This window comes from Leuconostoc lactis KCTC 3528 = DSM 20202 (assembly GCF_014651235.1).
In the GTDB taxonomy this organism is placed as follows: domain Bacteria; phylum Bacillota; class Bacilli; order Lactobacillales; family Lactobacillaceae; genus Leuconostoc; species Leuconostoc lactis.
The window spans coordinates 70,133-78,683 of sequence record NZ_BMWM01000004.1 but is presented as its reverse complement, the minus strand read 5'-3'; the positions used below and the strand labels follow the sequence as shown (position 1 = coordinate 78,683).

The 8,551-nt window shown below is 45.1% G+C and carries 8 protein-coding genes; 1 reads left to right on the top strand and 7 read right to left on the bottom strand.

The window, feature by feature from the left end:
• Positions 1–157: 157 nt before the first annotated feature.
• From IE039_RS02420 to menB, 3 genes are all read right to left on the bottom strand, one after another.
• The gene (locus IE039_RS02420) at positions 158–1,345 is read right to left on the bottom strand and encodes a pyridoxal phosphate-dependent aminotransferase (protein ID WP_189428668.1); all 1,188 of its coding nucleotides are present in this window, start codon (positions 1,343–1,345) and stop codon (positions 158–160) included.
• 8 nt (positions 1,346–1,353) lie between these two features.
• Positions 1,354–2,145: a carbon-nitrogen family hydrolase gene (locus tag IE039_RS02415; protein WP_189428667.1), complete on the bottom strand. Its 792-nt coding sequence runs from the start codon at positions 2,143–2,145 to the stop codon at positions 1,354–1,356.
• A 190-nt stretch (positions 2,146–2,335) separates the two neighbouring features.
• A complete protein-coding gene (menB, locus tag IE039_RS02410) occupies positions 2,336–3,169 on the bottom strand; it encodes a 1,4-dihydroxy-2-naphthoyl-CoA synthase (RefSeq protein ID WP_010002553.1) in 834 nt (277 codons plus the stop codon).
• 36 nt (positions 3,170–3,205) lie between these two features.
• On the opposite strand from menB, the gene IE039_RS02405 reads away from it, so the two are divergent.
• Positions 3,206–3,580: a PaaI family thioesterase gene (locus IE039_RS02405; RefSeq protein WP_048699954.1), complete on the top strand. Its 375-nt coding sequence runs from the start codon at positions 3,206–3,208 to the stop codon at positions 3,578–3,580.
• A gap of 21 nt (positions 3,581–3,601) precedes the next feature.
• Here IE039_RS02405 and asp3 read toward each other — a convergent pair whose 3' ends face one another.
• The 4 genes from asp3 to IE039_RS02385 form a co-directional block, all read right to left on the bottom strand.
• Complete coding sequence (gene asp3, locus IE039_RS02400) at positions 3,602–4,636, bottom strand: accessory Sec system protein Asp3 (protein WP_010004608.1); 1,035 nt, start codon at positions 4,634–4,636, stop codon at positions 3,602–3,604.
• Between the two features lie 5 nt (positions 4,637–4,641).
• Entirely contained in the window at positions 4,642–6,168 is a 1,527-nt protein-coding gene (gene asp2, locus IE039_RS02395) for an accessory Sec system protein Asp2 (RefSeq protein ID WP_189428666.1), read from the bottom strand.
• A 31-nt stretch (positions 6,169–6,199) separates the two neighbouring features.
• Positions 6,200–7,684 (bottom strand): accessory Sec system protein Asp1, encoded by a 1,485-nt coding sequence (asp1, locus tag IE039_RS02390; RefSeq protein ID WP_189428665.1) that lies wholly within the window; start codon positions 7,682–7,684, stop codon positions 6,200–6,202.
• A 154-nt stretch (positions 7,685–7,838) separates the two neighbouring features.
• A complete protein-coding gene (locus IE039_RS02385; RefSeq protein ID WP_189428664.1) occupies positions 7,839–8,468 on the bottom strand; it encodes a GNAT family N-acetyltransferase in 630 nt (209 codons plus the stop codon).
• Between the last annotated feature and the right edge of the window lie 83 nt (positions 8,469–8,551).

The following is an 8,551-nucleotide window of genomic DNA, read 5'->3' as shown; positions in this document are numbered from 1 at the left end:
TTTCCTTTCAGAAATCTCTCACTGTAACCGCTTGCTTGTCCGCCGCAGTTAGAACATATACTAATATACCGCCTTTATCCCCTCTCGTCAACCCTTTTTTTCACGATTTTAAAATTACAGGCCAATCCGTGTCCGGATTGGCCTGTAATACTACCGTTTAGTCCGTTTTAAATACTGATAATTCGCCAATGCGACGTGCGGCTTCAACTAACCGTGTTGTATCAGTCGTCAGACTGACTCTCACGTACCCCGCTCCTGCATCCCCGAACCCCGACGCATCAGCCACTGCCACATTTGCTTCTTCTAAGAGTAAATCAGCAAAGCTTGCGGATGTATAACCCGCTGGTACTGGCATTAGGACATAAAACGCCCCCTTAGGAACATACGGTTCCCAATTATAGGTGCGAACAGCTTGAATAAAAGCATCACGCCGTTGTTGATAAACTTGTACCAAATTGGCAACCGCACTATTTTGATCATGATAGTGTGCTAATGCCGCAATCGCTGCATCTTGAACAGCTGGAAATAGCGAGACAAACAAATGATCTTGAATGACATTAATAGCATCAATCATGTCAGCATTCCCAACCGCAAAACCGACACGCCACCCAGCCATATTAAATGTTTTTGAAAAGGTATAGGTTTCAATACCAACAGTCTTTGCGCCCGGTGTTTGCATAAAGGAGCGTGGTTGATGCCCATCAAATCCAATAGCCCCATAAGCAAAGTCCGATATAATCCCAACCTGGTTTTGCTTTGCAAAGGCGACTGTTTGCTCATAAAAGTCTGCCGTTGCTACAGCCCCCGTTGGATTATTCGGATAGTTCATATAAAGAAACTTTGCGCGTTGTGCGACATCAGCCGGAATGTCATCGTAGTCAATTAAGAAATCATTCTCTCTTTTTAATTCAACTTGTTCAACCGCGACACGACCTAACGCTGCCCCCGACCAATAATCAGGATAACCAGGATTTGGTAACAACAAGGTTTCGCCTGGATTCATTAGGGCCAATGGCAATTCAACTAAACCAATTTTGCTCCCTGCTAACACGGCAACTTCTGTTGCGGGATCCAAAACCACGCCATAAGTATCAAAATAAAATTGCGCAATAGCTGTTTTAAACCGCATCTCACCGCGAAACGCAGAATATTGATGGTCAGCTGCCACGGCTGTTGCCTGTTGCATCGCCTGGACGATGTAATCTGGCGTAGGTAAATCTGGGTTCCCTTGCCCGAGATTAATCACGTCAGCACCAGCTGCAATTTTAGCGTTAACTCGACTCACCAATGAGGCGAAAAACTGTTTTGGCAGTGTTTTAAGTAAATCTGATTGTTGAAAATGCATAATCTCTCCTAATAATACAATTCAGGGCGCCGATCATGAAACACCGGAATCTGGCCACGTACTGTCTTTTCGTCGGCTATATCAATTGTCACAACAAGTAGGGCTTCATCCGTATCACGCGCTTGTGCCACAATTTGACCCAGTGGATCAATCACCAACGATCGACCACCAAATTGATTGTCTGCGTCACGCCCAACCCGATTAGCAGCAACCACAAAGGCTTGATTTTCAATAGCACGCGCTTGCAATAAAATCTGCCACTGGTCAATGCGTTGAATTGGCCACTCGGCGGCGACATAGAGAATTTGTTGTGGTCCCTCGGCCATCATGGCCCGTAGCCATTCTGGAAACCGAATATCATAACAAATTACCCCAGCAGCGGACACACCCGCTAATTCAAAGGTATTTTTGTGATCACCCGCAGCAATATATTGTTCCTCAGCCATTAACCCAAAAAGATGCGCCTTATGATAGGTACTGACAAGCTGGCCCATTTGGTCCACCACATACATCGTGTTATAAAATTGTTCCCCTTGTTGTGTGGCAACCGATCCGCCCACAATATTCAAGTGATATTTTTTAGCGAGCTGTGCTAATAATTGCTGCGTACTCGCACCGCCACGATCTGCTAACGTTGGCAACTGATCTAATGCATACCCTGTCTGCCACATTTCTGGGTAAACAAGGACATCAACGCCAGCAGCAGCGGCCCGTTGGGCATACTGCGCCACCGTCACTTGATTTATCTCCGGTTGTCCTAAAGCAATGTCCATTTGGGCAATAGCAATTTTTAACGTCATGATTGATCCTCTTATCTGTTATTGTGCATTATATGAGATTTTTGTCAAATATTTTTCATTTAAAACTCATATTTAACAATCAAAATACACGGTTGCCAGCTTTTTAACAATCTTAACGCGCAAAAAAACACCACAACTTCATGTGGTGTTTTTTCGTAACAGGCAAACCAGCTGGGTTCGCCATTATGATTTATGGAAACTTTGGATATTGATCAAAGTTTGGTGTCCGCTTTTCTTTAAAGGCATCACGGCCTTCTTTGGCTTCGTCAGACGTATAATACAGCAGTGTGGCATCACCAGCAAATTGTTGTAAGCCAGCCAAACCGTCAGTATCCGCGTTCATGGCCGCTTTAATAAAGCGCAAAGCAGTTGGCGATTTAGTGAGCAGTTCGTCAGCCCAGGCCATTGTGGCGTCTTCAACTTCAGCAAGTGGCACCACTTTATTAATCCAATTCATGTCATAAGCTTCTTGCGCTGTATAGAAATGATTTAAGAACCAGACTTCCTTGGCGCGCTTGTGGCCAATGACACGAGCAAGATAGCCTGAACCATAACCCGCATCAAAAGACCCAACCATTGGGCCAGTTTGGCCAAACTTAGCGTTGTCAGCCGCCACGGTTAAATCGGCCACTAGTTGCAAAACGTTCCCGCCACCAACTGACCAGCCTTTAACCATAGCAATGATTGGCTTTGGAATAATCCGCATTAAGCGTTGCAAATCTAAGACATTCAAACGTGGAATGCCGTCGCCGCCAACATAACCACCATTACCACGTACCTTCTGGTTCCCACCAGAAGAAAAGGCTTCATCCCCTGCACCAGTCAGGATAATCACCCCGATGCGGGCATCGTCACGCGCAATCGTGAAAGCATCGATCATTTCAGCCACCATGCCAGGGGTAAAGGCATTATGTGTGCTAACATCGTTCATCGTGATTTTTGCAACCTGCCCAGGATTTTTCCCGTCAGCATTCGTTTCAAATAAAATTTCGTTGTACGCTTTTACGGCGTGCCAAGTTGTCATATGTTATACTCCATTCAGAAAGGGGATTTTAGTCCTATGAACATTATAGAACTTTTAGGTTTAAAAACCACATTATTATCGGCAGAAAAAACAATCGTCACCGTCGACGTGACAAAACAACTGATGCAACCTTACGGCCTTGTGCACGGTGGCGTGAATGCCCTTTTGGCTGAAACCGCCGCTTCACTAGGGGCCAATGCCACGCTCCCTGAAGGGCAAGTCGCTGTTGGTGTGGCCCTCAATACCCATCACCTCGCCCCTGTCTCTCAAGGCACCCTGGTGGCCACCGCTACGCCGATTAGCGTTGGGCACCGCTTACAAGTTTGGCAGGTTACCATTCATGAAGCCCAGACGAACACGCTCACAAGTACGAGCACCGTTACCCTGACAACCAAAACACGCACGATTTAACACGCCAAGCAATTTGGCGTGTTATTTTTTATTTTTGGTAAAAAATTGCGTCAAACCACGTTTCTTAGGATGTGCCGCATCATATGCTGCTTGACGGCGCACCTCTTCTGGGGTTGGCGTGTCATAGTGCAACGCATCTAACCGTTCATATGCTGGATGCGGTAATAACACCGGCGTATCCAAATTGGGCGCAATGGGATGTCCTAAATAACTTACCCGCGTGACCGTCCGCGCAATCTTAAGTGCTGGCGTCGGTGCCAAATTGACATCGTCACTAATAACTGCCGCACTGCCTTTAATCTGACTTTGATAGTAGAGTGCTGCATAACTTGAAATTGGTCCATAGCCGACAAACTCAATGTGACGGGCGCGGACTTTGCGACGGGTCGCTTTCACATTCGCAATTATCGCTGCTTCATGTTGCCGATAAAACGCTGCTTGCGGCAAACTGCTGGCAATGTATTGAACTGCTTGCTGCGTTGTTTTAATCCAACGCGACATGTAATCCGTCACACCACGTTCAGGCTCTGAAAAAACAACCCGTAGCGTTTTAGACGTGACAACTTTTGGAATTTGCACATCGCTATAAAAACGTGGGGCAATCTCCGTATCACTGTCACGTAAGATGCCATTTGTCTTTGGGCGAATCAAAATATCATGAAAAGTGAAATGCCCAGCTCCAGCAGCATGCAACCCAATCGTGTAAAAATCATAGTTCTCTGGCACCGTCACAGTGATTTCATCTTGGTTTTGGCTATTGTGCAATAACACTTGGTGTTGTTGATCATAAAAAGTGACGACTAAATAGGCAAACATTCGCTCACTATTTTCAATGTGGCGTGTTATCGTATACGTTTCACCGGGCACCAGTTGTGGCAAGTCAGCTAATTGTTGCTGCTTATCATAGGTTTGTTTTGAATGCCAGGTCACAACGGCTTGCCCACTTGGCAAGAAGTAGTGTTCATAAAACACAGTGTCCAAAGCGCGAAAATCAACGGTTGCTCCTTGTAATTCTAACAAGTGCGTTTGTGGCGTCCAATAAATTTGATATTGCATAAGTCTTATTGTGCCTCCTGTCGGATGATATCACGCCACTTGGCTAGCGCTGCCGTCATAAATTGAACCATTTCGGGGATTTTAGCCGTATGTGTCCCAATCTCTTGTTCGTGTGTTAATGGTGTATCGCGTGACTGAAAGAAAGCCAACAATTCCGGCAAACTCTGTCCGTCATATTCATCATCTGTCATGGTTAACAAATCTACCGCCATTTTTGACCAATCGACATTTTGAATATGTTCCCAAAAAATCTGATTCAACGGTTCTGTATCTTCCGGTGCCATGCGACCAGCTAAATAACGCCGGACATCCAACGTCCAATCTTGATTATAGCCGTGAGGGAAATCAGGATTAGCCGTAAATGTCCCCAGATTAATAATGGGTTTGGCAATCACGACGGCACGCGGCTTAATATCAGCCGCGTAATACATCGCTGGGAAGCTTCCCATTGAATAACCCGTTAAAATAACGTCTTCTGGCTTTAAATTCAACGTCGCCATTGCCCGTTTAATCGTTTCAATCACAGTTTTTTCATATAATTCGGTCCCAATATCAAACGTACCACCTTGCATCCGCGTATCCGTAAAGAGCAAATACGGCGTCCCAAGTTCACGCAGTGGCCCGCGCATTTCAAAGCCATCCACATGTAAGCGAATACCAGAAAAATTCACAATTAATGGTGCCTGACGGTCACCTGGGTCGAAATAACTTAAAATTTCCTCGTTTTCAGCCGTTAATTGCCAATCATCCCCTGGCATCAACACCCCTACGCCGTGGCGTGATCGCCGTTGGTGTAGCACATGCAAATCCAAAACACCGTGTCCCCGTGCTAAAACAATAATTTGATAATTATCATAGTCCTGCAAACCACCAACCGTCGTTAATTGCCGTAATTGGTCCCCGGTAACGGTCTGGCGTAATTGAATATGCCCATCACGAAAGAAAATAAACTGTAACTGAACTTCCGCCGTGCCACTTTGTTCATAATCTAACCACACCACGTTCTCTGTCGTCGCTGCAAAATCGGCGGCAAATGTTTTTAACGCCCCAATTTGTTGCCACGCATCCCCAAAATCACCACTAAAACGCGCTGAAAACCGGCCTTGCCGTTCAAAGTGCGTTGTTTCTGGTGGCATTGGGATAAACTGTGTTTCACTAAAACGGGTTGAAAACCCGATTTGTTCAAATTGAAAATCGCTTAAAATCCGTTCAGCGACTGCCTGAGGTGTTTTTTCGGCAATACGAAAAGCCTGACGTTCGTCTAAGATCGCTTGAAATTCTGGGGTGATCTGTTGTGCAAAATATAAAACGCGTCGCGCTGGCCAGTCACTGATCTGACTTGATAACAACGTACTGTCAAGCGTCTCATCGGTTAGCACAACATAGGTTTGTTCTAAAACATACGGATCCTTTTGCAAGGCCAGTCGGGTGGGTAAATCTAAAATTGTGGTATATTGCCAACCAATTTTGGCTGTTTTAATTTGTGGTGTCCAATCCTCGGCACCAATTTGAAGTACTGAAATTTCTGCCATTTATCCTACCTTGCACGATGCCACAGTGTCATCATGATGACTGACGCTGCTGCTTGATTTTATTAAAGACTTGTTGCCACTTAATCCATAGATATTCATCACTCATTGTTTGCCCTAATTCTCGAGCCGTTTCTTTCACGACCTGATCGCGTTGTGACGCTGTTAAGTAGCCTTGTAATGCCGCTACTAATTCCGCCTGATCTGTCACAATTTGGCCATTTTTTTCTGGTAAAACATACTCGGTAACCGTGCGGTTAATTTGCGGTACGGCATAAGCGAGGGCGGCCGTTTGCATAAATTGGTCGGGCGTTTCACCAAGATCAAGCAAAACTCGTGCATTAGACATATATTGCAAACGCTGGGTTTCATCTTGTGGTGGTATAAACTGGAAACGGCCTTGATAAGCCGCTTGACTGGCTTCATCGACTAAGCCATGCGCATTCGTTGCGGTTTGACTCGCAATTTTAATTAGCGCATCAAATTCGGTATGCGATTGCGCCGTTTCAATGAAAACAATGGCTTCTGGTTGCTGCGTCATGGCGATACGAACTGCTTCAAAATCGGCCTGATTCAAATCTTCGGCCACCCAATAGATAATTGCAATTGGTAATTGTAAGTTGGGCAGTTCCGCTGTTTGCACAGGAAATGGTGGAATAATTGCCAATTGCTCTGGATTCGCTAATTGGGCCACAATCTTATCATATTGGGCTTGGGTATCCGTCACGGCGTGTGACACGATACCAGTGATTTGTAATAACAAAGCTTGCGCTAACTGTGGGTTCGTTCGTTGTGCTTGATAACTCAATATCACCGGCTGCTTGGGTGAGATCTGACTAATTAAAAACATTGACCGTTGACTCTGGGCGATGATCAAATTCTCTTCCGCGGGGACGTTATCTAAATGATGTGCCAATGCTGCCACCACGAGTTCCGCCATATTTTTAAATTGTGTTTGCGCAGTCCAGTCCTGCTGCGTGGTCACCGCCCCAGAGACACAATCCTCTTGTACGGCAACTGCACCACTAGGCGTTAAGTAATCTTGGCGTATTTTGTCACCTTGCGCATTAAATGTCGTTACCCGTGAGACAAAACCACGGTAATCAATCAGCAATTGTTGGGTGCGTTTATCGTCGGTCCACAAATCGATCGCCACGATGCGCGTACGCCATGCTTGATCTAACCACACCGTTGCATAAAGTTGATCATCAACTTGCACTAAAATGCGATCCGGCAAATAAATAAATTGTGCCTGCGCCGGCCAGGTAAAATCAGTGACCGCCACTGGGCGATCAGCAGTAAGTCTTACCCGCTGCAACACATCATGCACCGCCCAAACTTTGGCTTCAGTCAATGCCGTGTGCAATAAAATCTGGTTTAAATGTGGTAAAAAATCAATCACAATCAACTCGACTGCTTGACCTTGCGACAGAAAAAGTTGTGCTTGATGCACACTATCATTGAATTCAGGTAAACGTCTGGCGTAATCTTGCCAATCCGGAATAATATGTATTGTCACGGGGCTCTCCTTTCTCATGGCCAGTACGACGTGTTTCATCAACCTGTCGGCCGTCATAAGAAAATTATCATTGTTCCTATTATACCAATTAACCCGAGACATTAACAAAACAGACACGTTGCAAAATAGCGACGTGTCTGTTTTGTGAAGTCGTTTAAACTTGTCGGACCAACGCCCAAGACTTAACTTGGGTTGTCTGAAAGGCGAGCACGCGCTCATCAATCACTTGAAAAGCATTTTTCTGATAAAATGCCACGTTACGTGCCGTATTGGTAATTAATGATACCTGTTGGCCACCGTGCTTTTTAACATATGGTAAAACAAATTGGGTTAATGTTTTTGATCCAATTTGCTGACCTCGGTGTGCTGGATTGACCGCCAATAAATTAACATGCCAATTGGCCTGCTGATCTTGTTGTGGGACTTTTTCGGCATCATCTAACATCTGTAAAAATCGGCCCAATTGATGGGTCAAGACGTACGGCAGTAATTTTAAACCGCCATATTTCAAATACTGCCAAATACTGGCGGTGGGTAATTGCGGCGAATCTAAAATGACCACCGACACAATTTGTTGCTGCTCTTCAACAACAAACGCTTTTTTAAGGTGAACGTTGACGGCAACATGTACCGCGTGTAATTGCTGAATAAAACGCTGATAGTCTGCCTTTTTTGTAAAAGTTTGTCCAATCGTTTGTTGGTATAACGCATAATGCTTAAAGGCGTCGGCAACTAACGTCGATAAATAATTAATTTCTGGCACAACTGCTAATCTAAAATGCATGGCTTGCTCCTTTAACCGTAGTTTGAAAACTTAGCTTATCCCCAGTCTATCGCGCTGAATGGCATGTTACAATAAACACATCT